Here is a 21,522-nt window from a genome sequence, read left to right as displayed (position 1 = left end):
AAGGAAATGCGAGAGGTCGGCTCCCCGAAGAGAGCCGACCAGGCGAGGCCGCTGAGCCGGTCCGCCAGACTGTCGCGCCGTTACTTGCCCAGGCGCTTCAATTGCGCGGGGGTGAACTCGGACTTCGACAGAGTCTCGCCGTAGCGAGCCTTGCTGGTGATTTCGTTGGTCAGATAATTGACCGCGTAGCGCCCGGACATCAGGTCATAGGTCGCTTCGGCTACGGTGAGCGGAAGCTGGATGTCGTGTAGCATGGCAATGTGCGATTCGTAGCTGCGCCACAGCTCGCCGCGGCTGTCATAGATATCCGAGGCGACGATCTGCCAGGTGTCCTCGTCGAGGTAAAAGCGGCGCTTGGCGTAGACATGGCGCACGCCAGGCTTGAGCGTAGCCTCGACCACCCAGACGCGGTGTTTTTCGTAACGCGCATGGTCCGGGTTGAGATAACCCGGCTTGAGCAGGTCGGCGTAGGCAGTCTGCTTGCTGGCCATGCGGTAGGCGTTGTAGGGGATGAGCATTTCCCGCTTACCCTGCAACTTCCAGTCGTAGCGGTCGGGGGCACCATTGTAGCCATCGACGCTGTCGGCCACGACCTGGCCGAAGCTGTAGCGCGCACTGCTATCGTAGGCCACCGTCGGCGCCCGCCGCACGCGGCGTTGTCCCGGATTGTACTGCCAGGCCGAGCGCACGCCCGCTACCAGGTTGAGCGGCTCGTGCACCAGCGTCACCTCGCCGGCGTAGCGCGAAGGCGCGGTCGTGCGCACGCGGTTGAGCAGCAGCAGATTCTCGTTCGGCTCGAGATCGCTGATGTTCTCGCGAAATACCGTCAGGGCATCCGAGCTGACCACGGTGTAGTCGCCCTTCTCCTGCACGGTGGCCGAGGAGAACTGGCGACGGATGGAGCCTCCACGGTAACGCGTGAGGTGGTTCCACATCACTTCCAGGCCTTCGGTGGGCTGCGGGAACGGCACACCGAAGTGGTAGCCATCCAGGCCGTTGCCGTCGTCACTCAGGGTCACCTTGGCCAGGTTGGCACGGGTCTCGTCCAGATGCCTCTGCGGCAGCGTGGCACTGCGGTGAGTCGGGTAGACAGCCATTCGGTAGTCGGCATGGCGGGCCAGCATGGCCTGCTGACCGGGGCTGAGCAGGTCTTTGTACTGCTCGGCGTTGGCCTTGCTGACCACGTACAGCGGTTGCTCGGCGGCGAAAGGGTCGCTGTAGTCGCCGTTGCCGCTGATCGGCGCGGCCCCCGCTTGCATACCACCCTCCCAGGCCGGGATGCTGCCGTCGGCATTGCCGGCACGCTCAGCACCCACGGGAGTCAGCGGACCATCCAGGCGCGCGGGGTCATTTTCCTTGGCATGGGCCAGCGTACAGGCCGCCAGCAGGCCGAGGGCGAGAGGGACAATCTTGAAGGCAGTCATGGTCAGAAGCTCGCTTTGACAGTGACCGAGGCATAGTCGCGGTCATCGATGAGGGAAAACTCGTTCGAGCCGAAGAAGCTGTTGTAGGCCAGTTCGAGCGAGTACTCGTTGCGGTAGTCGAAGGTCAGGGCCAGACCGAGGGCCTGCTGGCCTTCCTGAAAATTGGGGCCGTAGCCCTCGACGTCATGGCGCCAGTTGATCGATGGAGTCACCACCGTGGCAGGGATCAGGCCCTCGTAGCTCAGCCCCATGCGCAGCCGATAGCCCCAGGAGAAGGCGGTCATTACGCCGTGCGTGTTGCAGTGGGTGGCGGCGGCCAGCTCCGCGTCGGTCAACCCGGCCGGGTTCTGCGCCGACGGCGTCGAGCAGGCGGCGCCATCGGAGGTCGGCGTACGGCCGAACGCGCCCGCGCGGCCGAGGCGTTCGTCCTGCGGATCGAGACCGCCGATCCAGTTACCGCCAAGTTCCGCCGCCCAGGCCAGGCGCTGCGCGCCGAGCACGTTAGAAAAACTGTCGGCGGCGCCCAGGCTGAACTGCCAGACTTCCTTGCGCACGTAGCCGTCCACGCGGCTGCCACGCGCAGCGGCCAGCTCGGCTGGAGTCATGGGCATGATCCAGCTGTTGCGCTGCCCGGCAAGTAGGTTGATCAGATCGGCGGAATTGACGCTCAGCGGCATGTTGGGCCGGTAGGTCAATTCGCCGAACACCGCGGTGCTGCCCAGCACGCCGCTGATACTGGCGCCGAACAGGCGGATGTCCTCGGGATATACCGTGAAGTAGTCACCCGTATTGAGGTTGGCGCCGGGATTGCCGCCGGCGTTGGGTGCCTGGCGGGCGATCACCCCGGACAGCAGCGGCGTGCGGCTGTGGTAGTTGAGGTAGTACAGCCCCAGGTCGGCATCGTCGAGCGACTCGATCAGGTAGTGCACCGCCAGGCCATACTGGCCGCTATCACGCGCCCAGTCGGTGGCGGTGCGGCGCAGATAGCGCTCGGCTGCCGGCATCATCCCGGGCGGTGCGTCGAGGGCGTTCTCGATACCAGAAATATCGGTGGTCGAGATGCCGCCGGCGATCAGCTTCTCGTGCTGGCAGCCCTCCTGCAGCGCATCGTTGGTGCTGAAAAAGGTGCCGCAGCCCTCAAGCACCGAGGGCCGGAAGTTGTACTGCAGGAAGCCCTCGACACTCAGGCGGTCGGCCAGGTCATAGTTGAAGGACACCATCTCCACCGGCAGCAAGCCTTCCTTCAGCTCGGTGCCGGGGCGGTTGAATGCCGAGACGTCCAGAGGGTTGATGGCGTTGACCCCATTCTGCAGGAACAATGCCTCGCCCCAACTGAGCACGTGCTTGCCGACCTTTACACTGAGCGGACGCTCGGCAAGCTCGAAGTCCTTCCACAGGTAAGCGTCGAGTACCTCGAAGCCCTGAAAGCGCGCCAGGCGCTGCCAGCCGGAATCATCGAAACGCCGAAAGTCGCCATTGCCGGTGGCCATGGCATGGTCATACCAGTATTTGAAGCGAATGAACGCCCCCTGGCTGCCGTCATTAAGGTCGAATTCGGTCAGGCCCTTGAACAGCGTTGAGATGGTGTCGCCCTTGTCGAAATTGAGCTTGCCGTCGTCGCCGTTGTAGTTGGTGCCCACGCCCACCTTGCCGATGCTGGCGGCATCCGCCTTGTTGAGCAGGTGCTTGTCGGCATTTTGCAGCGACCAACTGGTGCCCAGCGAGAGGGTGCTGTGGGTCGTCAGGCTCCAGTCTTCGTCGAGCTGCCAGGTGGCGGCCTGTAGCAGCGATGACTGGCCGGCCAGGGCGATGCCAATGGCCAGTGCGGCAGGGGCGGAGCGATGTCGGGGACACGCGATGAAGTGGTTCATGTAACCCTCTCGTTGTTTTTGTCGGGTCCGTTTCGCGGGCAATGGCCCGCCGATGCGCAGTGGCCTGCGCGGTTCGTTTGCGGGTGGGTGCAACGTGTCGGTTAGTGCGGCAAGGCGTCGAGCACCGCGCTGACCATGTTGTTGAAGGTGACAGGCGAGTCGATCGCTCGCGACGCCACCTTGGCGGGTCCGTCCGCGCTGGTTGCACGGCGTGCCTGATCAGGCGTTGCCGACAGCTTGACGATCACCACCTCGCGCCGGGGGTTGAGGTAGATCTTCTGGCCGAAACGCCCGCTGGCCTCCAGCGAACCGTCGCCATCGTTCTTCTGCAGCCAGTAGTTGCGGTAGGTGTAGCCGGGACGACCAGGCGCCAGGTTGCCGCTGGCGAACAGCTCCTGGTCGCCCGCCTGCAGCAGGCTGCGCACACCCTGATTGAAGCTGTCGCCCGGCACGTCACGCGCCAACTCGCGGCGAACCAGTTCGGCGAAACGTGCGGTGTCGCGCAGGTTGCTACTGATGCCGCCGCTGGCCATTTCAGTGCCCAACTCATCCACCTGAACGTAGGCATCGTCCTGGGCAAAGCGCGACCAGATTCGCGCCTCCACCAATTGACTCCAGTTCTGCCCCGAGATACGCCGCAATGCCCAGGCCAGAGCTTCCGGAGAGCCGTTCTGGTAGAAGAACAGAGGCTGTGGCGAGGCCGCTTGGGCCACCTTGGCCACGCGCAGGAAGGAATAGATATCGGCCGGCATCTGCGGCTTGCGCGGGATCAGACCGGTCGCGGCGAACAGCCCGAGGTCCGGCGGCACATGCTCGGGGTAGGTCACCGCCACCTGCATGTCGAGGTTCTGCTGCACCGTGGCCTCGCCGAAGGGCGTACCCGCTAGTTCCGGCACGTACTGGGCGAGTCTGGCATTGGGATCGAGCAGGCCTTCGGCGATGAACTGCGCCGCCAGCAGGCCGGTCACCGACTTGGTCATGGAGGCCCAGATGTGCGGTTGGCGGGCCTCGAAGCCGTCGTCGTAGCGCTCGAACACGATCGCGCCGCGGTGCAGCACGATCAGACCGTCGGTGACGGTTTCGCGCAGGTAGCCATCGAGTGTGAGCGTCTCGTCGCCGGCCGCGAACTGCAGACCATCGAGCGCCAGGGCGGAACCGGCCGCCAAGGCCAGCGGCGTTTGCGCACGGGGGATGTTGCGTGTCGGCGAAACCTCGCGGGCATGACGCATGGACCAGCGCAGGTAAGGGGGCAGGAAGGCATTGGCTTTGTTCACACGCATCTCCACGGCTGGCGGAAACCCTTGCATCACATCGCCGTCAGCAGGACTCGCCGCCAAAGCTGGAGGCAAGGCACCCAGGAGGGAAAAGGGCAGGCCCTTGAGCAGACCTCGCAGAAGCGAGGCGAACTGGGGCTGGGGTAGAGCTACGCTTGGTCTCATTGTTGTTGTCCCAATGACGGAGTGATCCCGAAAGAACTCCCGGACGATGCTATCCAAGCGTTTTCAACAAGAACTAATAGAACTGTGCGATGCAGGGCATGCCTTTTTGGAATAGGTCAGTGAGCCGTGACGACTGCGACCCATACCATCGCCCTTCCAACGAAACTCGCCGGCTTCGACCTATTCCATAGTTTTATGGTGCGCATAGGACTCTTGTATTGGGTGCTCAAAAGATTATCTGACTAGCATCGGCTTCCATGCGATCGACGAAGTGAACGACTGACCATCAGGGCCAAGCTCCCAGACCGTTTAATCGGCACGGACGGGCCAATCTCGTCGGGTATGAAGATCGCAAAGAACATGCTTCTGCGGCCGCCCCCGCCGCCAGGTAACCATCCCACCTTCCGGTGCTCCATGATTCCAGTTTCCTTTCGCAAGCCTCTCGCACAGACACTGCTCGGCGGTGAAGAGCCCGACCCACGCTTCACCCTGGCCAACGAGCGCACCTTTCTGGCCTGGGCGCGTACCGCGCTGGCTTTGCTCGGCGGCGGCATAGCCGTGGAGACCTTCGCCAGCCATGCCTTCGAGCCCTGGCTGCGTCTGTGCATCACCCTCAGCCTACTGTCGCTCAGCTTGCTGCTTAGCGTTGGCGCATGCCTGCGCTGGCTGACCGTGGAGCGCGCCCTGCGTCATCGCCGCGCCCTCCCCCTTCCGGCATTGGTCCCCACCCTGACGATCAGTGGCTGCCTCGTAGCGCTGCTGCTGTTGACCCTTTTCTGGCTGCACGGCCATGGTTGATCCGGGCCTGCAGGCCGAACGCACCGAGTTGGCATGGCGACGAACACAGCTGTCACTGTTGGTGATCGCCTGCCTGATGCTACGTGGGGTACATCCGGCACCAATGATGCTGGCACTGGCCACGGCCCTGACCCTCTGGAGTGGTCAACGGCAGCGCTATCTTCAAAGTCTCGCCATGTTGTTCGACGAGCGAGGCAGAGCGAGGTGCGCGATAATCTTGAGCACCGCCCTGGTACTCACTGGTCTGAATCTTTTGACGATCGGGACGGTTCTGGCAGGCATCTGAGAGACGCGGACGTACCAGAGCCGAGCATCCGCTATAGGAGGCCATACAACTGCAGCCACACGTATGAGACAATCTGCGTGATATCAGGCCTGAACCCCGCCTTTATTGCTCAGCAGCTTGGCCATTTCGTGCAGAGGCTGCTCTCAACGTATGCGCGCTGGATCAACTCCACTTCGGATTGGGGCGAGCTAGACAAGCTCGAAATCGGTATCGGCCCAACCCAGCGTCTCCAAGTTATTGATAGGTAAGCCCTTTGATTTCCACCACTAACATCACCATGCGATTTTTCATGGTGTTGACGGGTGGTTGATGCGTAGATTTATGCGGCTTTGTAGGTGGTAGCCCCGGCCTGTTTGATATGTTCGAGCCTGAGCAGCAGACCGGGCGGCGCAGATGGACATGCTGATGAATGAACCTGCGGCTTGATGCTTATTTTTTGAAAGTCATTACTCTGACAAGCTCCAATACAGCAGACTCAACAATTCCTGACAGCGGATAATTAGGCTTCCGCCAAGGATCGACTAACGCGACTGCAGACAAAAGCGCACAAACTATCCCCAGTTGATTAAGTAGCTGGGCATCGCAAGACTTGATCTCTACGGGAACTGCGTTATCGCTGGCATAAAGCAACTTGTTTCTGAGGTTGGCTCTTTGTTTAATTACACCATGAACCTCCTGAATATATTTTTTCTTGAGCCTGACTCGAACTATGTCACCAATCATCTCTTGCAGAGTTTGCTGTCCCTGAGTGATCAGATGAAGCGGAGGCCTAGGGTGCACCGCAAAATCTTGGGCTTTCAGCGGCAACACGATTTCCATAGCAGGGCGCCCAGGATCATTAGTGAGTTTTATAATGGGCAGATGAAATGGAAAGCCCTCGCGCTTAAAGTTGTCACCAACCCAATCTAGGACGCCTTTAATGAAGACTATTACACCCGCTTTACTTGCATGATTATAGAAGTGAAGATTCTCGCTTTTTGGATAGCCTTGTGCCTGAAGGGAGGCAATGAGTGATGTTGCGGCCTCTTCTTCGGCGCATATAGATCGAAATACAGCCATGTGCATATCAGAGTCTTTTAACTCCCAAGCCTTTCGAATATGCGCAATGGCACTGAGGCCAGCGTACTTTACCCGCCCTTCGCATGCACCAAGCATTTTTTCAAACCAATCGAGCTGCTTCGAATCAGCCTCATTCACTATCTGTTCATCTCGCTTTTAAACAGCATGGGTATTGATGCCGAACAGCAAATACGCGTACCCGGCCTGTTCGATCTGCTCGAGGATGAACAGCAGACTGGGGTGGCGTGATTATTTATCGGAAAACCAAGCACTCAACGCGACCAATACCAAGGACACATGATGACTATTGGCAAGCCCAACACGCGGCCACTTATGAATATTGTTTGTTTTAACCGGCCGCCCAGTTTGTTGGCGTAGCTGATCTATCTGCTGCTGTAGAGTCTCTAGATTCAGCCCCGTAGCCGCCGACAAACCGCTGGCTTCGAATGCTAACTCGGCGAGATTTCCATCGGCTATATCCCGTGAATATGCCGTGAGCAGACCTTTCCCGCGAGCCCGATAGCGAACTCCGTTTCCGCTATCCAGCTTTTCACCTCTCCCGATGATCGTCTCCAGCTCTACTTGGAGATCACTGAATAACACCATGGAGGAACCTCCCAGCCGCCTGAAGGTTGTAGCGGCGCAGATTTACATGCTGATGGATGTGCCGGCGGCGTGATCCATGCCGTTAGTTTCAGATCAATCGATCCAGATACTCGCACGCCTTTGACTTCTGCTCCGGGCCTCCGAGCCCATCGCTCCCAAGCAAAGAGGCCCTAACCGAGCCTTTGATCTGATGAATGAAGGTGCCATTGAGGGTGCTGTCTTTGAGCATCGCTTTAACCAAATGCTCTAACACTGCAATCCTGATTTCTACGTCTTCCATACGTCACTCCCTGTACCCGGCCCCATGCCAGCAATCCGACACTACCCCACAAACCCTCTGTAACGCCACCTGGCGAGGTATCTCCATGCCCAACGAATACGGACTCGACACCGACTACTTCGTTCGCCTCGGCACAACACCAAAAGCGTTAGAGGCCCGCCGCGCGCGGTCAAATCCCAGAAGGTGTCTGGCGAAAAATAGGCAGCCGTATTTGGTACAGGGTCAGGAGATACGACGATTGGCAAGAAAGCCTTTGACCTTCCCCGAGGCCTTGAATTACGGGGGCGACACCCTCCGCATCCGCTTCCAATGAGTGGTAAACGCTGCTCCGAATCCCTTACCTACCACACAACGCAAGCGGGCATCGCGGCAGCCTCACGTTTACGTGATCAGGTAGTACAGATGATCAAGCTCGGGGTCTTCAATGAGCAGAAGTACTCCGAGCTATTCCCCCTCTCCTCCAATGCCGCACCGGGCATAGCTCAGGGTTTCGGCCAGTACGAGCAAGTCTGGCTGGATAGCCGCTCGATCACCGAAGGCACACGCGACAACTACAAGTCGGTGCTGAACGTGTGGTGGATGCCACATCTTGCAGCAACTCCTCTCTCACATCTGACAACCGCGTTCATACGCGAGCTGGTGGTGCGTATTCCCTGGACATCCGACGGCGTGAAAGCCAACGCAATGTCGAAGCTGAGCACCATTCTTGAGTCGGCGGTCAGCGACAAGCTGATCGCGGTGAACCCCATGGCGGATCTGGACATCCCCGAGCGAAAAGATGCCAAAGTCGACCCTTTCAGCCAGGAAGAGGCAGACTGGATCATCGCTCAGCTCTACGCTACCGAGCACTGGCCAAGCCAGATATACGCTGCTTTCTTCGAGTTCGCCTTCTACTCAGGCATGCGCCCAGGCGAAATTGCTGCCCTACGCTGGGACGAAATCAATTTCGAGAAGCGCATGGTTCACGTCTGTCGAACCGTCGTGAAAAAGCAGATCGCCGAGCGTACCAAAACCAAGAAAAACCGCTACGTGCTGCTGAATGAGCGAGCCCTTCACGCGCTGGAGGTCGCCAAGACCTACTGCGAACGGCGAGCCAGCAGCAAGCAGGGGCGCGTCAAAGAGTTTCCCTTCTGCTTCCCCCCTAGCAAGGGCAGTGCGTTCATCCAACAGACGAGTGACCTGCACCATCAGTGGCGTCCAACCTTAAAGGCGCTGGGTATTCGTTACTGACCCCCGTACAATGCGCGCCACACTTACGCGACCATGTGCTTGATAGCAGGCATGAAGCCCGCATTCATCGCCAAGCAGCTCGGCCATTCGATTCAGATTTTGCTGGCTCGATATGCGCGCTGGCTGGATGGCGCCAGCGACTGGGCGGAAATGGAAAAACTCACATTTGCCCCAAAAGTGCCCCAAGCATAAACGCACCACTCTGAAACACGCGAGATAGAGCCCTTTGATTTCCACCGCTAACATCACCATGCAGTTTGGCGCCAAGCCGCTGTTCGAGAACGTTTCCGTCAAGTTCAACAACGGCAACCGCTACGGCCTGATCGGCGCCAACGGCTGCGGCAAGTCGACCTTCATGAAGATCCTCGGCGGTGATCTGGAGCCGTCGGCCGGCCAGGTGATGCTCGAGCCGAACGTACGCCTGGGCAAGCTGCGCCAGGATCAGTTCGCCTACGAAGAATTCAATGTGATCGACACCGTGATTATGGGCCATGCGGAGCTGTGGAAGGTCAAGGCCGAGCGCGACCGCATCTACTCGCTGCCGGAAATGAGCGAAGAAGACGGCATGAAGGTCGGCGAGCTCGAAGGCGAGTTCGCCGAGATGGACGGCTACACCGCCGAGTCCCGTGCCGGCGAGCTGCTGCTTGGCCTGGGCATTCCGCTGGAACAGCATTTCGGTCCGATGAGCGAAGTCGCGCCCGGCTGGAAGCTGCGCGTGCTGCTGGCCCAGGCGCTGTTCGCCGACCCGGACGTGCTGCTGCTCGACGAGCCGACCAACCACCTGGACATCAACACCATCCGCTGGCTGGAAGCGATCCTCACGGCGCGTAACAGCACCATGATCATCATTTCCCACGACCGTCACTTCCTCAACGCGGTCTGCACCCACATGGCTGACTTGGATTACGGCGAGCTGCGCCTGTTCCCGGGCAACTACGACGAGTACATGACGGCCTCGACTCAGGCTCGCGAGCAGCTGCTGGCCGACAACGCCAAGAAGAAGGCGCAGATCGCCGAACTGCAGACCTTCGTCAGCCGCTTCTCGGCCAACGCCTCCAAGGCCAAGCAGGCCACCAGCCGAGCCAAGCAGATCGACAAGATCCAGCTCGCCGAGGTCAAGCCGTCGAGCCGCGTCAGCCCGTTCATCCGCTTCGACCAGAACAAGAAGCTGCATCGCCAGGCGGTGACCATCGAGAAGCTGTCCAAGGCCTTCGATGACAAGGTGCTGTTCAAGAACTTCGGTTTCCAGGTCGAAGCAGGCGAGCGCGTGGCCATCATCGGCCCCAACGGCATCGGCAAGACCACCCTGCTGCGCACCCTGGTCGGTGAAATGACCCCGGACGCCGGCAGCGTGAAGTGGACCGACAGCGCCGAGGTGGGCTACTACGCCCAGGATCACGCCCACGATTTCGAGGCCGACGAAACCCTGTTCGAGTGGATGGGCCAGTGGACCAGCGGTGAGCAGAACATCCGCGCCGCCCTGGGCCGCATGCTGTTCTCCTCCGACGAGATTCAGAAGTCGGTCAAGGTGCTCTCCGGTGGTGAACAGGGCCGCATGCTGTTCGGCAAGCTGGCCTGCCAGAAGCCCAACGTGCTGGTGATGGACGAACCGACCAACCACCTGGACATGGAGTCGATCGAGGCGCTCAACCTAGCGCTGGAGAACTACCCGGGCACGCTGATCTTCGTCAGCCACGACCGCGAGTTCGTCAGCTCCCTGGCCACGCGCATCATCGAGCTGTCGGACAACGGCGTGACCGATTTCAGTGGCACCTACGATGATTATCTGCGCAGCCAGGGCATCATCGTCTGAGGTCTGCTGCAGAATGACAAAGCCCGCTTTTGCGGGCTTTGTTGTTTCTGCAAACAGCCTGGCAACAGGCGCGCTCCGACTCAGATGCGGAACTGACGCACCAGTGCCCCGAGGCGGTCGCCCAGGCCAGCCAGACTGCGTGCCGTCTGCGCACCACGCTCGGTTTCATCGGCGACGCTGTCCACGGCCACCGCGATCTGATGCACGCTGCGATTGATCTCCTCGGCCACCGCCGTCTGCTCCTCGGCGGCACTGGCAATCTGCGCGTTCATGGCGTTGATGGTGGCGATCAACTGGGCGATGGCGTCGAGCGACTCGCCGGCCTTGTTGGCCTGTTCGCTGGTCAGCTCGCCGGCATCGCTGGAACGGCGCATTGAAGTCACCGACTCAAGCGTGCCCTGCTGCAGGCGGTCGATCATGCCCTGAATTTCCTGGGTGCTCTGCTGGGTACGGCTAGCCAGCGCCCGCACCTCATCGGCGACCACGGCGAAACCACGCCCGGCCTCGCCGGCACGCGCCGCTTCGATGGCGGCGTTGAGCGCCAGCAGGTTGGTCTGCTCGGCGATGGAACGGATCACGTCAAGCACGCTGACGATCGACTGCACATCCTGCTGCAGGCTGTCGAGCGACACGCCACTGCTTCGGATGTCCTCGACCAGTGAGTGAATGCGCTGGATGCTGCCGTCGACCACGCTTTTGGCCGCCTGACCTTCGCGGTCAGTCTGCTGCGCAGCCTCGGCGGCGTTCTGCGCGCTCTTGGCCACTTCGTGAGCGGCAGCCGACATCTCGTTGATCGCCGTAGCCACCTGATCGGTTTCGTGGCGCTGCTGCCCCATCGCCTGCTCCGAACGCTGCGCCTGCTCCGCCACCTGACTCACCAGGCCGGTAAGTTGCCCGGTCATCTCCACGATCTGCCGCACCAAGTCATGGATCTTCTCGACAAAGCGGTTGAAGGAGCCGGCCAACTCGCCCAGTTCGTCCTGATTGGTAACCGGCAAGCGCCGGGTCAGGTCACCCTCGCCAGCGGCGATATCGTCGAGATTGGCCTTGATCTGCTGCAGCGGCCGCAGGAACGCATTGCCCAGCCATACGCCAATCACACCGAACACCACCAGCAGAATCGCCGCCACCACCACGATGCTGGTGATGATGGTGCCGATGCGCTCATCGATATCGTCTTCGACCTCCCTGATCCCCGCTTCGACGCCGTCGAGGTTGAGCGCCGTACCGACGGCCATGTCCCATTTTGGCAGGTAGTAGCTGTAGGCGAGCTTGGGCACCATCACCGACTCGTTGCCCGGCAGCGGCGAGGAATAGTTGACGAAGTAGCTGTTGTTCTTCGCCACGTTGACCAGTTCACGGTTGATATACACCCCGTTCGGGTCGCGGCGGTCGGCCAGGCTCTTGCCGACGTCCACGGGGCTATCGCCGCGGAACAGGCGCACCACGTTGGAGTCGTGGCCGAAGAAATAGCCATCGGCGCCATATTTGATCTTGGAGAGGATGGCGATGGCCTGTTCGCGACTGGCCATGTCGCCTTGTGCTGCCCCATCGTAAAGCCCCTTCACCGAGCCAAGGGCGATCTGCATGTAGTGCTCGAGCTCGCTGCGCTTTTCCTGCAGCAGACGCTCGCGCGTCTCTGCCACCTCGTCGGCCGCCAGGCTCTGCAATACCTTGGCCGCCGTGCCACTGAGCACCAGCGCAAAGAGGATGACGGGAACCAGCGCAAGCAGTATCACCTTGGTTTTCAATGTGAGGCGCATTCTTGTTGTCCTTTTATGCGGAACAAAAAACGGGGCTACCGGTATATCGGCAGCCCCGTGGAAGAATTAAGCGACCCAAGGCGCCGAGAACTTAATCCGGCGCATTCACGCCTTTACAGGAGCATAGCGGCCGCCCAGCCGAACGCCAGCAGCGGCAGGTTGTAGTGCAGGAAGGTCGGCACCACGCTGTCCCAGATGTGGTTGTGCTGGCCATCGGCGTTGAGCCCCGAGGTTGGCCCGAGGGTGGAGTCCGATGCCGGTGAGCCGGCATCGCCCAGCGCGCCGGCAGTCCCGACGATGGAGACGATGGCCAGCGGGCTGAAACCCAGCTGCACACCAAGCGGCACGAAGATCGCCGCAATGATCGGGATGGTGGAAAAGGAAGAGCCGATGCCCATGGTCACCAGCAACCCGACCAGCAGCATCAGCAGTGCGCCGACCGCCTTGTTGTGGCCGATCAAGGCTGCCGAGCTGTCGACCAGTGTCTGCACCTCGCCGGTGGTCTTCATCACCTCGGCGAAGCCGGCCGCGGCGATCATGATGAAGCCGATCATGGCCATCATCTTCATGCCTTCGGTGAACAGGCCGTCCGCCTCTTTCCAGCGCACCACGCCGGATACCGAGAAGATCACGAAGCCGACCAGCGCGCCGATGATCATCGAGTCCAGCCACAGCTGCACGACGAAAGCCGCGGCGATGGCCAGCCCCGCAACCAGCAGGCTCAGCGGATTGTACTGGGCATCCACGCGCTCGCTCTGTGCGACCTTTTCCAGGTCATACACGCGCTTGCCGCGATAACTGAACAGCACCGCCACGAGCAGGCCGAAGAGCATGCCCAGCGCCGGAATGGCCATAGCCTGAGTGATGCTGATACCGGTGACATCGACACCGGACTTGGCCACGTTGGCCAATAGGATCTCGTTGAGGAAGATGCCGCCAAAGCCAACCGGCAGAAACATGTACGGCGTGATCAGGCCGAAGGTCAGCACACAGGCGATCAGACGACGGTCGAGCTGCAACTTGCTCAACACGTAGAGCAACGGCGGTACCAGCAACGGAATGAAGGCGATGTGGATCGGCAGCAGGTTCTGCGAGGAGATCGCGACCGCCAGCAGCAACGCGATCAGCAGCCATTTCAACGCCCCGCCCCTACCGTCCTGCTGCTTGTCGACCAGCGCCAGCGCGCGATCCGCTAGCGCATGCGCCAGGCCGGATTTGGCGATGGCAACAGCGAAAGCACCGAGCAGTGCGTAGGACAGCGCAACCGTAGCCCCGCCACCCAGCCCCTGGTTGAACGCCTTCAGCGTGCCTTCGATACCCAGCCCGCCGAGCAGGCCGCCGGCCAGTGCGCCGATGATCAGTGCCACGACCACGTGTACGCGACAGAGACTGAGGGCCAGCATGATGCCGACCGCGGCGATTACAGCGTTCATAAACACTCCACCTGCACAACGCAAAAAGCCGCGTACTGTGCCGCATGCGGACTATCCTGTCAAAATCGACGATCGTTCAGAATTCAAAGCGAAGCGTGCACAATCCCGAGCGCACACCAATCGATCAAGAATGCCCGACGCATACCGATAACCGTACTGGTCCATGTAGAAAGGAACGCACCATGCTGTTCAGTCGTCTTTCGATCCAATGGAAGATCACCCTGCTCGCCGGCCTATGCCTACTCGCCATCGTCACCTTGCTGGTGGGTGCCTCGCAGTATCAGTCCAGCCGCAGCGCCGGCCTGGTGCGCGAGGCCAGCTCCAGCATGCTCGAGGAAAGCGCCAAGCTGCGCCTGAAGGCGCGCAGCGAATTACAGGCCATCCGCATTCAGCGCTACTTCATGGACGCCTATCAGTACGGCAAGGGATTTTCCCGGCAGATTCTGTTCCTGCGCGAACAGGCTGAGAAACGCTTCCTTGACGCGTTCGACCTGCGCGAGGACCTGACTCGCCAGGTACGCAGCAGCCTGGAAGCCAATCCGGACCTGCTCGGCCTGTATCTGGTATTCGAGCCCAACGCCCTGGATGGTAAGGATGAGCTGTTCGCCGACCAAGCCGATCTCGGCAGCAATGAACGCGGACGCTTCGCCCTGTACTGGGCGCAGCCCACCGTCGGCCAGCTGGAAGCCGAGGCGATGAACGAAGAGTTGCTCGGCGACACCACGCCCGGTGACAACGGCATTGCCTACAACGCCTGGTATACCTGCCCGCGCGAAACGCGCCAGCCCTGCGTACTGGAACCGTATTACGACGACGTCGACGGACAAAGGACGTTGATGACCAGCATCGCTTTCCCGCTGGAGCTCGAAGGCAAAATCATCGGCGTGATGGGCGTGGATATCAGCCTGGCCAGCCTGCAGCAAATCAGCCAGGAGGCCAACAGTGACCTGTATAGCGGGCTAGGCCACGTCAGCATCTTCAGCCCCGGCGCGCTGCTTGCCGGGCACAGCCGTGACGCGGGCCTGCTCAGTCAGCCCGTTGATCGCGCGTTCCCGGATCAGGCCAACGAACTGCGCGGCCTGATTCAAAGCGGCAGCGCTGCCGAATTGAAGCATGGCGATATGCTCCGCGAACTGAGCCCTTTCAAGCCGATTCCCGAGTCCAGACCCTGGACAGTTCTGCTTGAAGTTCCTCAGAGCGTCCTGCTCGAGCGCGCGACCAAACTGGGCGCTCAACTGGATGCGAACCGCGCCAGCGACAGCCTCGCAGCGCTGCTGATAGGCCTTGGCGCCGGGCTGGCCGGGCTTGTACTGATGTGGCTGACGGCGCGCGGCGTGACACGGCCGATTCTCGGCGTAGCCGCCATGCTCAAGGATATCGCCAGCGGCGAAGGCGACCTGACCCGCCGCCTGCAGTACGCCAGGCAGGATGAACTGGGCGAACTGGCCGGCTGGTTCAACCGCTTCCTCGACAAACTGCAGCCGATCATCGCCGACGTGAAGCGCAGCGTGCTCGATGCCCGCGGTACCGCCGACAAGTCAGCGGCCATCGCCAGCCAGACCAGCGCCGGCATGCAGCAGCAGTACCGCGAAGTCGACCAGGTGGCGACCGCCTTCCAGGAGATGAGCGCCACTGCGCAGGATGTCGCGCACAACGCCGCACAGGCCGCAGAAGCGGCGCGCAACGCCGACCAGGCCAGCCGCGAAGGCCTGCAGGTGATCGACCGCACCACCAGCACCATCGACCTGCTGGCCAATGAAATGAACGTGGCCATGCAGGAAGTCGAAGGCCTGGCCAGCAGCAGTGAGCAGATCGGTTCGGTGCTCGAGGTGATTCGCTCGATTGCCGAGCAGACCAACCTTCTCGCCCTCAACGCCGCCATCGAAGCCGCACGCGCCGGTGAAGCCGGGCGCGGTTTTGCCGTGGTCGCCGACGAAGTGCGCAACCTGGCCAAACGCACCCAGGATTCGGTCGGGGAAATTCGCCAAGTGATCGAAGGCCTGCAGAGCGGCACCCGCGAAGTGGTCAGCACCATGCACAGCAGTCATCGTCAGGCCCAGGGCAGCGTCGAGCAGGTGCAGCAGGCCGTAGCCGCGCTGCAGCGCATCAGCCAGGCGGTCAGCACCATTACCGACATGAACCTGCAGATCGCCAGCGCCGCGGAGGAGCAGAGCTCGGTGGCCGAGGAGATCAACCGCAACGTTGCATCGATCCGCGACGTCACCGAGGCCATCACGGCGCAAGCAGATGAATCGGCACAGGTGAGTCAGAACCTTAACCGGCTGGCAAATCATCAGCAGGGCCTGATGGACCAGTTCCGCGTTTGACGCCAAATCATCCCTGATCTGGCGGCGCTTCCCTTGCAGCGCAGGCAGGCAATCGCCTAGCCTGCGTTCTTTTTTTGGGGAAGCAGCATGCTCAATATCGCCTTGGTCGCCGGCTCCAGCCGGAACAACAGCCAATCAGGAAAGGTCGCTCGCGTACTGCGTCAGCGCCTGATCGAGACGGGCCAAACCACTCAGGACACCAGCAGCATCATCGATCTGGGCCTGGCCCCTCTGCCGCTCTGGCCGGCGGAAGATGCCGGCCCCTGGGGCATGTATCAGCAGCAACTGGCTGCCGCCGATGCGATAGTGATCATCGCCCCGGAGTGGAACGGCATGGCTTGCCCGGCGATCAAGAACTTCTTCATGTACGCCAGCAAGGCCGAGCTTGCGCATAAACCCGGCCTGCTGGTTGGCGTTTCCTCCGGCATTGGCGGCGCCTATCCCATCGGTGAACTGCGCGCCTCCAGCTACAAGAACTGCCGCCTTTGCTACCTGCCGGAGCACCTGATCGTGCGCCAGGTCGAGAAAGTTCTGAACGGTCCGCAACCGGTCGATGACGCCGATGAGCGAATCCGCGCGCGCATCGACTATGCGCTCGACGTACTGGTGCGTTACGGCCATGCCTTGCAGCCGGTGCGCGCGGCCATCAGCTTCGACAATCCGGCCTTCACCAACGGCATGTAAGGGATCGTCTTGCACGTCCCTTAGGGTGGGTTAGCGGCGCTGAACACTGCGTTTGCAGACGCCGGCGAACTTATCGCGCCGCGTAACCCACCAGCGATGCCTCGCCCGGCGCAAGGCCATGAACCCGGCCTCAGCTCAACGCCGGGGCAAGCTGACCATCACCCGCAGCCCACCCAAGGGGCTGTCCTGCAGTTCGATACGGCCGTTCCAGGCCTCGATGATATCGCGCACGATACCCAGGCCCAGGCCATGCCCCGCCACCTGCTCGTCCAGGCGGGTACCGCGGCCAAGCACGGCCTCACGGCGTTCGGCATCGATGCCGGGGCCGTCGTCATCGACGTATAGGCGATAGCCGTCGGCGCTCTCCTCTACTGTCAGTTGCACGCGCTGATCGGCCCATTTGCAGGCGTTGTCCAGCAGGTTGCCGAGCAGCTCCAGCAAGTCCTCACGGTCACGCGGCAGAACCAGATCCGCCGGCGCCTGCCAATCCAGACTCAGGCCACGGTCATGAATCATCGACAAGGTGGCGAACAGTCCCGGCAACTCCTGCGCGCAATCGAAACGCGCCCCCGGCAGCACCTCGCCGGCCAGACGCGCACGCCCCAGTTCGCGGCTCAGACGTTGCTCGATCTGCTCCAGTTGCTCGCGCATGCTTGCGCGCAACGCCGGATGGGCGGCCATCTCCTCACGACCGGCCAGGCTGATCAGCACCGCCAAAGGTGTCTTCAGCGCATGGCCGAGGTTGCCCAGCGCATTACGCGAGCGTTTGAGCGTGTCCTCGGTATGCGCCAACAGGTGGTTAATCTGCGCCACCAGCGATTCCAGCTCCTCGGGCACTTCGGCATCCAGCTCGGTACGCCTGCCCTGCTGCAATTGCACGATTTGCTGACGCACCTGCTCCAGCGGGCGCAACGCGCGGTGCACCGTATAACGCTGCGCCACCAGGATCAGCAGCAATGCGGCCCCCCCTAGGCCGAGACCAACCCACTGCATACGGCGAAAGCTCTGCAGAATCGGTTGGTAGTCCTGTGCCACGCTGATCGACAGATTTTCGCCATAGCGGCGGTAATCGGCGCGGTAAATCAACAGCAACTGACCTTGCGGGCCGTCGCCCAGCTCGGCCTGCATGCCGGCGCCATTGGGTTTGAGCAACTCACGATCCCACAGCGAGCGTGAACGCCAGCTGCGGTCGGAAAAATCGATACGAAAGTAATGCCCGGAGAATTGTCGCTGGAACGAGGGATCGAGGCGTCGCTCATCCAGTTGCAGACCTGAAGGCCCGCGCACCAGCGCCGCCAACAGTCCCTGTGCTTCATCGCGCAGATCTTCTTCCAGGTAGGCACGCAGGCCGCGGTCGAACACCCAGAGGCTGGCCTGCGCCAGAACCAATCCAACCAGCAACAGCGTCGCGGCCAGGCCAATACCGAGCCGACGCTGAATGGACCTCAACCCTGCTCTCCGGTAAAGCGGTAGCCCTGCCCTCGTCGCGTCTCGATCACATTGCGCCCAAGCTTGCCGCGCAGGCGGTTGACGTGCACTTCGATGACATTGGAGTCGCGCTCGGTCTCTCCGTCATACAGGTGGTCGGCAAGATGACTTTTGGAGAGGATTTGGCCGGGATGCAGCATGAAATAGCGCAGAAGGCGAAACTCGGCAGCGGTCAGGTCGACGGCCTCGCCGCCCGAAGTCACGCACTGGCGGCTTTCGTCCAGTTGCAGACCGGCGGCTTCCAGCTGCGGCTGGTTGGCCAGGCCATGGGCACGACGCAGCAACGCCTGGATGCGCAGGGCCAGCTCCTCGGGATGAAAGGGTTTGGTCAGGTAGTCGTCGGCACCGGCTTTCAGCCCCTCAATGCGCTCGGCCCAGGAACCACGGGCGGTGAGTACCAGCACCGGGGTCGCCAAGCCTCCGGCGCGCCATTCCTGCAGCACCTCCAGCCCTGGCTTGCCCGGTAGACCGAGGTCGAGAATGATCAGGTCATAAGGCTCGCTCGCGCCCTGATAGGCTGCGTCACGCCCATCGGCCAGCCAATCCACGGCGTAACCCTGGCGAGTCAGGCTGGCGGTCAGTTCGTCGGCAAGAGGTACATGATCTTCCACCAGCAACAGGCGCATCAGTCGTCTTCCTCATCCTTCAGAATATTGCCGTTGCGGGCATCCAGTTCCAGCTCACGCACCACGCCCAAGGTGGTCAGAATCTCGACTTCATAGACCAGCACGCCGTCTTCCTCCTCCAACTCCGCCTCGAGCAGCGTGGAGCCGGGATAAGCCTTACCGATGTACTGCATCAATAGCTCGAACGGCATGATGATGCCCTCGCGACGCAAGCGCAGGGCCTCGTCCTGGTCGAGATCACGCGCAATGCCTGGGACGCTGGCAAAACCACAGGCCAGCACCAGCAGCAGCGCGGTGGTACGTTGAAACTTCATCAATCGTCCTGGTGGTTCTTGAGAATTTCCCCGGTGCTGGCGTCCAGCTCCAGGTCCCATTTCACGCCTTGAGCGTCGCGCAGTTCCATTTGATAGACATAGCGGCCATATTCATCTTCCAGCTCGGTTTCCTCGATGCGCGCGCCTGGGTGCTGAGCCACGGCGGCTTCATTGAGCTGTTCGAAGGACTTGATGGTACCGGCATCGCGTAGACGCATAGCTTCGTCCGGGCCGAGATCACGCGCCTGGGCAATGGTAGCGGCGCTGACAAGGGTGGCAAGTGCCGCGAGGCTGAGCAATCGTTTCATGGGGTTCTCCAGCAGTGAATCAGTGACTCCCACTCTAGGCCCAGGCACTTAATTCAAGCTGAATTCACTTGCGTCATTCACCGCGTGAAGTGGCTTGGCCTGCTCAATCAGCGCTCTATAATCGCCTGTTCGAAAGGAGGCTTCGATGAGCGCGATCCATATCAAATCCCCTGCCCTGACACTCAAGGCCGGCCCCAGAGCCATGGCAAGAATTCGCCAGGATGGCCTGAGCCCGGCAGACGTTGGCATCCTGCCTGGCGCGGCAGGCGGTCCCAAGGGAATCGGTATTCAGGGACTGGATCTCGCACTGTTCGCTGACTGGCTGCCCCGGGCGCCACGCGAGCGCGCCCTGATCGGTGCCTCGATTGGTTCCTGGCGCTTCGCCAGCGCCTGTCTGCCCGATCCGGCCGCGGGCATTCGACGGCTCGGCGAGCTATATACCTCTCAGCGCTTCGCCAAAGGCGTGAGCATGGCAGACGTATCGGGCAGTTGTCGGCAGATGCTCAACGAGCTGCTCGCAGGCCAGGACGCAGCCATCATCGCCAACCCGCACTATCGCCTGCATATCGTCGTGGTCAAAAGCCATGGCCTGCTACAGCACGATCATCGCGGCAAACTGAGCCTCGGCCTGTCATCGGTGATAGGCAACAACTTGCTAGCCCGCCAACGCCTGGGTCGACATTTCGATCGGGTGATCCTGCATGATGCGCGGCAGACTCCACCTTTGGCGCAGCTCAGCGACTTCCGTTCGCACTTCCACGCGTTGACCGCGGAGAACCTGCGTCACGCTCTGCTGGCATCAGGCTCGATTCCCATGGTGATGGAAGCGATTCGCGAAATACCGGGGCTGGAGCCAGGCGCTTATCGCGATGGCGGCCTGCTCGACTACCACCTCGACCTGCCCTACGACGGCAACGATATAGTCCTCTACCCGCACTTCACTGATCGCGTGATACCGGGCTGGTTCGACAAGAGCATGCCCTGGCGCCGCGGCGACCGTACGCGCCTGCAGAATGCACTGCTGGTTGCTCCTTCACGGGAGTACCTGGCGCGCCTGCCACATGGAAAACTGCCGGATCGTACTGACTTCAAGCGCTACCTGGGCAATGACGATGGACGCGAGCGTTATTGGCGTCAGGCAATGGCCGAAAGCGCCCGACTCGGCGACGAATTTCTCGAACTGGTCGAAAGCGGCCGCCTGGGCGAACGCTTGCAGTCACTTTGATGCACTCGTAGAGCGGGTGATAAGGCGGCTATTGGATCAGACCTGATAAACTGCGCACCTCTCGCCAGCCAGGCGCTATCTTCTACGCGAGCGTTGTTCAGTGGAATTGTTCAAAGAGTTCATCTTCGAGGCGGCTCACCGCCTGCCACACGTACCGCCAGGCCATAAATGCGGCCGCCTGCATGGCCACTCCTTCCGAGTCGCCATCTATATCGAAGGTGAAGTCGACCCCTATACCGGCTGGATTCGCGACTTCTCCGAGATCAAGGCGATCTTCAAGCCGATCTACGAGCAGCTCGACCACAATTACCTGAACGACATCCCCGGCCTGGAAAACCCCACCAGCGAAGTGCTGGCCAAGTGGATCTGGCAGCAGGTCAAACCATTGCTGCCGGAGCTGTCACGCGTGCGCATCCACGAAACCTGCACCAGCGGCTGCGAATACCGCGGCGATTGAGCAAAGCTTACAAACATCAAGGCCACCTTCAAGGTGGCCTTTTTATTCATCCCAGCCGTCCTACCGCTACGTAGGAGCGAGCTCTGCTCGC

Annotated in this window: 21 protein-coding genes and 3 pseudogenes; 12 read left to right on the top strand and 12 right to left on the bottom strand. The window is 61.2% G+C overall.

Going from position 1 to position 21,522, the window contains the following annotated elements; all coding sequences use genetic code 11:
• Positions 1 to 80 precede the first annotated feature (80 nt).
• From B2U07_RS09175 to B2U07_RS09165, 3 genes are all read right to left on the bottom strand, one after another.
• On the bottom strand, positions 81 to 1,424 hold the full coding sequence (locus tag B2U07_RS09175) for a DUF1329 domain-containing protein (RefSeq protein ID WP_275545300.1): 1,344 nt from the start codon (positions 1,422 to 1,424) through the stop codon (positions 81 to 83).
• Between the two features lie 2 nt (positions 1,425 to 1,426).
• Positions 1,427 to 3,295, bottom strand: coding sequence for a DUF1302 domain-containing protein (locus tag B2U07_RS09170; RefSeq protein WP_275545301.1), 1,869 nt, complete (start codon positions 3,293 to 3,295; stop codon positions 1,427 to 1,429).
• A 101-nt stretch (positions 3,296 to 3,396) separates the two neighbouring features.
• Entirely contained in the window at positions 3,397 to 4,575 is a 1,179-nt protein-coding gene (locus B2U07_RS09165; RefSeq protein WP_296276871.1) for a serine hydrolase domain-containing protein, read from the bottom strand.
• A 573-nt stretch (positions 4,576 to 5,148) separates the two neighbouring features.
• Between B2U07_RS09165 and B2U07_RS09160 the strand changes: the two genes are divergently transcribed.
• From B2U07_RS09160 to B2U07_RS09150, 3 genes and pseudogenes are all read left to right on the top strand, one after another.
• A complete protein-coding gene (locus B2U07_RS09160) occupies positions 5,149 to 5,532 on the top strand; it encodes a YidH family protein (RefSeq protein WP_197859082.1) in 384 nt (127 codons plus the stop codon).
• Positions 5,525 to 5,818 carry a DUF202 domain-containing protein gene (locus tag B2U07_RS09155; protein ID WP_275545304.1) on the top strand — a complete coding sequence of 98 codons (294 nt, stop codon included), beginning with the start codon at positions 5,525 to 5,527 and terminating at the stop codon, positions 5,816 to 5,818. Before B2U07_RS09160 ends, B2U07_RS09155 begins: the two co-directional genes overlap by 8 nt.
• 23 nt (positions 5,819 to 5,841) lie before the next feature.
• Positions 5,842 to 6,066, top strand: a pseudogene (locus tag B2U07_RS09150) (site-specific integrase); the annotation flags it as partial.
• Between the two features lie 181 nt (positions 6,067 to 6,247).
• Here B2U07_RS09150 and B2U07_RS09145 read toward each other — a convergent pair.
• From B2U07_RS09145 to B2U07_RS09135, 3 genes are all read right to left on the bottom strand, one after another.
• On the bottom strand, positions 6,248 to 7,015 hold the full coding sequence (locus B2U07_RS09145; RefSeq protein WP_275545305.1) for a hypothetical protein: 768 nt from the start codon (positions 7,013 to 7,015) through the stop codon (positions 6,248 to 6,250).
• Between the two features lie 111 nt (positions 7,016 to 7,126).
• A complete protein-coding gene (locus B2U07_RS09140) occupies positions 7,127 to 7,483 on the bottom strand; it encodes a hypothetical protein (protein ID WP_275545306.1) in 357 nt (118 codons plus the stop codon).
• Positions 7,484 to 7,571: 88 nt separating this feature from the next.
• Positions 7,572 to 7,763, bottom strand: a complete 192-nt coding sequence (locus B2U07_RS09135; RefSeq protein ID WP_275545307.1) for a hypothetical protein — start codon at positions 7,761 to 7,763, stop codon at positions 7,572 to 7,574.
• Between the two features lie 309 nt (positions 7,764 to 8,072).
• Between B2U07_RS09135 and B2U07_RS22940 the strand changes: the two are divergent.
• The 4 genes and pseudogenes from B2U07_RS22940 to B2U07_RS09125 all read left to right on the top strand — a co-directional run.
• Positions 8,073 to 8,165: pseudogene (locus B2U07_RS22940) on the top strand (hypothetical protein); the annotation flags it as partial.
• Positions 8,166 to 8,993, top strand: coding sequence for a tyrosine-type recombinase/integrase (locus B2U07_RS09130; RefSeq protein WP_343252183.1), 828 nt, complete (start codon positions 8,166 to 8,168; stop codon positions 8,991 to 8,993).
• A gap of 51 nt (positions 8,994 to 9,044) precedes the next feature.
• A complete protein-coding gene (locus B2U07_RS22935; RefSeq protein WP_343252181.1) occupies positions 9,045 to 9,185 on the top strand; it encodes an integrase in 141 nt (46 codons plus the stop codon).
• A gap of 34 nt (positions 9,186 to 9,219) precedes the next feature.
• On the top strand, positions 9,220 to 10,806 hold the full coding sequence (locus B2U07_RS09125) for an ABC-F family ATPase (protein WP_275545308.1): 1,587 nt from the start codon (positions 9,220 to 9,222) through the stop codon (positions 10,804 to 10,806).
• Positions 10,807 to 10,886: 80 nt separating this feature from the next.
• Here B2U07_RS09125 and B2U07_RS09120 read toward each other — a convergent pair whose 3' ends face one another.
• Complete coding sequence (locus B2U07_RS09120; protein ID WP_275545309.1) at positions 10,887 to 12,569, bottom strand: methyl-accepting chemotaxis protein; 1,683 nt, start codon at positions 12,567 to 12,569, stop codon at positions 10,887 to 10,889.
• A 113-nt stretch (positions 12,570 to 12,682) separates the two neighbouring features.
• Entirely contained in the window at positions 12,683 to 14,002 is a 1,320-nt protein-coding gene (locus B2U07_RS09115) for a Na+/H+ antiporter family protein (RefSeq protein WP_275545310.1), read from the bottom strand.
• Between the two features lie 44 nt (positions 14,003 to 14,046).
• On the opposite strand from B2U07_RS09115, the pseudogene B2U07_RS23095 reads away from it, so the two are divergent.
• The 3 genes and pseudogenes from B2U07_RS23095 to B2U07_RS09105 all read left to right on the top strand — a co-directional run.
• A pseudogene (locus tag B2U07_RS23095) lies at positions 14,047 to 15,423 on the top strand (chemotaxis protein); the annotation flags it as partial.
• A 150-nt stretch (positions 15,424 to 15,573) separates the two neighbouring features.
• The gene (locus tag B2U07_RS23090; protein WP_419096334.1) at positions 15,574 to 16,329 is read left to right on the top strand and encodes a methyl-accepting chemotaxis protein; all 756 of its coding nucleotides are present in this window, start codon (positions 15,574 to 15,576) and stop codon (positions 16,327 to 16,329) included.
• A gap of 87 nt (positions 16,330 to 16,416) precedes the next feature.
• Positions 16,417 to 17,013, top strand: a complete 597-nt coding sequence (locus tag B2U07_RS09105; protein WP_275545312.1) for an NADPH-dependent FMN reductase — start codon at positions 16,417 to 16,419, stop codon at positions 17,011 to 17,013.
• A 135-nt stretch (positions 17,014 to 17,148) separates the two neighbouring features.
• Here the strand turns inward: B2U07_RS09105 and B2U07_RS09100 are convergent, their stop codons facing one another.
• From B2U07_RS09100 to B2U07_RS09085, 4 genes are read right to left on the bottom strand one after another with little or no spacing between them, the layout of a single operon-like run.
• A complete protein-coding gene (locus B2U07_RS09100; RefSeq protein WP_275545313.1) occupies positions 17,149 to 18,462 on the bottom strand; it encodes an ATP-binding protein in 1,314 nt (437 codons plus the stop codon).
• Positions 18,459 to 19,127, bottom strand: coding sequence for a response regulator transcription factor (locus B2U07_RS09095; RefSeq protein WP_197859072.1), 669 nt, complete (start codon positions 19,125 to 19,127; stop codon positions 18,459 to 18,461). Before B2U07_RS09095 ends, B2U07_RS09100 begins: the two co-directional genes overlap by 4 nt.
• Complete coding sequence (locus tag B2U07_RS09090) at positions 19,127 to 19,441, bottom strand: PepSY domain-containing protein (RefSeq protein ID WP_275545314.1); 315 nt, start codon at positions 19,439 to 19,441, stop codon at positions 19,127 to 19,129. Before B2U07_RS09090 ends, B2U07_RS09095 begins: the two co-directional genes overlap by 1 nt.
• On the bottom strand, positions 19,441 to 19,749 hold the full coding sequence (locus tag B2U07_RS09085) for a PepSY domain-containing protein (RefSeq protein WP_197859070.1): 309 nt from the start codon (positions 19,747 to 19,749) through the stop codon (positions 19,441 to 19,443). The genes B2U07_RS09090 and B2U07_RS09085 overlap by 1 nt, the downstream gene beginning before the upstream one ends.
• Positions 19,750 to 19,894: 145 nt before the next feature.
• Here B2U07_RS09085 and B2U07_RS09080 point away from each other — a divergent pair, with 145 nt between their 5' ends.
• A complete protein-coding gene (locus B2U07_RS09080) occupies positions 19,895 to 20,974 on the top strand; it encodes a patatin-like phospholipase family protein (protein WP_275545315.1) in 1,080 nt (359 codons plus the stop codon).
• A gap of 100 nt (positions 20,975 to 21,074) precedes the next feature.
• Positions 21,075 to 21,431, top strand: coding sequence for a 6-carboxytetrahydropterin synthase QueD (gene queD, locus B2U07_RS09075; RefSeq protein WP_275545316.1), 357 nt, complete (start codon positions 21,075 to 21,077; stop codon positions 21,429 to 21,431).
• Positions 21,432 to 21,522: the final 91 nt, after the last annotated feature.

Origin of the sequence: Pseudomonas sp. UBA7530 (assembly GCF_002479365.1) — a bacterium.
GTDB lineage: Bacteria > Pseudomonadota > Gammaproteobacteria > Pseudomonadales > Pseudomonadaceae > Aquipseudomonas.
Note: the sequence above shows the minus strand (reverse complement) of the source record. Positions and strands in the feature narration are given on the sequence as shown.